Below are 2,453 nucleotides of genomic sequence, written 5' to 3'. Positions count from 1 at the left end.
TATGAGTTGGCTTGATTACGATGTTGAGGTTAAAAAAATAGCATATATATAATCATTTACAAGTGATTTAAACTTGATTTAAGTTAAATATATGCATCTCAATATCATAATCAATTACTAGAACGAAGTCGCTTAAAGCTGACCGACCCGTATGGGCATTCAAAAACTCACAACCAGTTTGAAAATATAAAAATTTAAATAAATCTATTAATTTAATATACTTTTATCTGGCAAATTATGGTTGTTATTTATTTTAGTATATAGTTTCCCCCTCCCCAAATCAAGCACTTATTCACTTTTAATTTTTTTATGGTGATGAAGCACAAAGAGGCATTAATTTTCCTATCTTTATTAAATTTCCCTTCTCACATTCCTTACACTTACCTAATTTAATTCCTGTTAGTTTTAAAAATAGCTCCGCTGACGATAGGTTCTCAAATTCTTTTGGTTTGATCCTAAAGATTTCTATGCAACGCTTAAATTTTAGTTTCTTATTTCTATTTCCTAAAATACCGTAATGTCTTATCTTTACGAATCTATCAGGTAGTATATGCATTGAAAATCTTCTGATAAATTCTTGTGGTTTTAAAGACATTATTTTTTCTTTGTTTTTATCTCTATAATCTCTCCACTTAAATATGACTTTTTCATTATCAACCTTAATAATTCTATTATCTGATATTGCAACTCTATGAGTATATCTACCTAAATACTTTAAGACATATTCCGCACTGCTGAAAGGTGCTTTACTATAAACAATCCATTCTTTTTTATATAAACTATCTTTAAATATATTAAATACTTCTTTAAACTGAAATTCACTAATGCTTTTTGGAAACTTTAGTTTTTTATTTTTATAAAGTTCATTTAAGTAAAATAAATATTTACCTCTAAATTTTCTTGAAAGCACCTTTACAGGAATAAAGAATTTCTTTTTTGATTTTATCCATTTACTACTATCAATGCTTAATCCACCACCAGGCACTATACAATGAATGTGGGGGTGAAACATTAAGTTTTGACCCCAAGTATGCAAAATTGTTGTAAATCCTATATCTGCACTTAAATACTTCTTATCCTTTGCTAATTCTAGCAAAGTTTCGGAAACAGCAGTAAAAAGAATAGAATACATTTCTTTTTGATTAAACAAAGTTAAAGAATTTAGTTGCTCTGGTATAGTAAAAACAATATGAAAATAGTGAGTTGGTAATAAAGATTTACTTCTCTCATAAATCCACATTTCTTTAGCATAAGCCTGACATTTGGGACAATGACGATTTCTGCAGGAATTATATGAAATTTTTCTTTCTCCACAATCATCACACTCATATACATGACCGCCTAGCGCAGCAGTTCTACAATCCTTAATAGAATATAAAGCTTTGAGAATATTAGATGGTAATTTCTTCGATTTAGTATAAGCTTCTCCATGTAATTTCATAATCTGTTGAAGTGAATTCATAAAACCTACTCCAAAGTATCAAATGGGCTCTTTATATTTAGCATTTTATAATCTCTTACATGTAAATATATTGAGGTTGTTTTCATATTCGAATGCCCCATTAATGCTTGAATAGTTACTAAATCCACTCCATCATTCATTAGATGAGTGGCAAAAGAATGTCTTAAAGTATGTGGAGTAGCTTTTTTAGTTATGCCTGACTTCTTTAGTGATTTTTCAAATGCACTCTGAAGAGTACGATTAGTTAACTTTTTCTTTGTTTGCCTTGATATAAATAAATAATCATCTGGAGAGTAATTTTTATACCCAAACTTCTTCCAATACACTCTTAAGATCTCTAAGTTTTTCTGTGATAATAAAGTATATCTTTTCTTATTTCGTTTACCATTTCTAACTCTAATTTTCATTTCAGAACTCATAATATCAGAGATTCGTAAATTTATAACTTCGCTATCGCGTAAGCCGCCAGAATACATCGTTGAAAATATTGCTTTATGTTTTAAATAAGTGGTAGATTCTAATAAAAGTCTTACTTCTTCCTTGGTTAAATATTGTGGTAAGGTCTTATCATATCTAAGTCTAGGGATTCTTAAATCACTCCATGATCTTTCAAGTGTTACAACATAAAAGAATTTTAGAGTACTATTAATATAATTTACAGTTCCCCTGCATAATTTTTTATCATTTATGCAATAATCTAGATAGTGGATAATTTGTTTTTCACCCAATGTTTCGGGTGGCTGATTATAGTATTTAGAAAATCTATTCATAGCACAGACCATATTTTTAATAGTATCTTTGCTACGACCACGAAGTTCTAAATCTTTAATCATTTTTTCAATTTTTTTATACATTTTATCACTCCTTAAAAAAGTGCATAAAATGTGAGAAGTGAAGCTTCCTTGAGAAAGAAACTTCACTTCTTATTTTTCCATATATAATCAAGTTTAATCACTAGCCCCAGCCGTCGCTTTTAGCGATTTAGTTCTAT

The 2,453-nt window shown here is 28.8% G+C and carries 2 protein-coding genes; both read right to left on the bottom strand.

Annotated elements, in window-relative coordinates:
- Positions 1–307 precede the first annotated feature (307 nt).
- Positions 308–1,462, bottom strand: a complete 1,155-nt coding sequence (locus ACQPUY_RS17640) for an IS91 family transposase (protein ID WP_430843353.1) — start codon at positions 1,460–1,462, stop codon at positions 308–310.
- 5 nt (positions 1,463–1,467) lie between these two features.
- Positions 1,468–2,295, bottom strand: a complete 828-nt coding sequence (locus ACQPUY_RS17635) for a tyrosine-type recombinase/integrase (RefSeq protein ID WP_430843355.1) — start codon at positions 2,293–2,295, stop codon at positions 1,468–1,470.
- Positions 2,296–2,453: the final 158 nt, after the last annotated feature.

The organism is Clostridium nigeriense (genome assembly GCF_050585245.1).
Classification (GTDB): domain Bacteria; phylum Bacillota; class Clostridia; order Clostridiales; family Clostridiaceae; genus Clostridium; species Clostridium nigeriense_A.
Note: the sequence above shows the minus strand (reverse complement) of the source record. Positions and strands in the feature narration are given on the sequence as shown.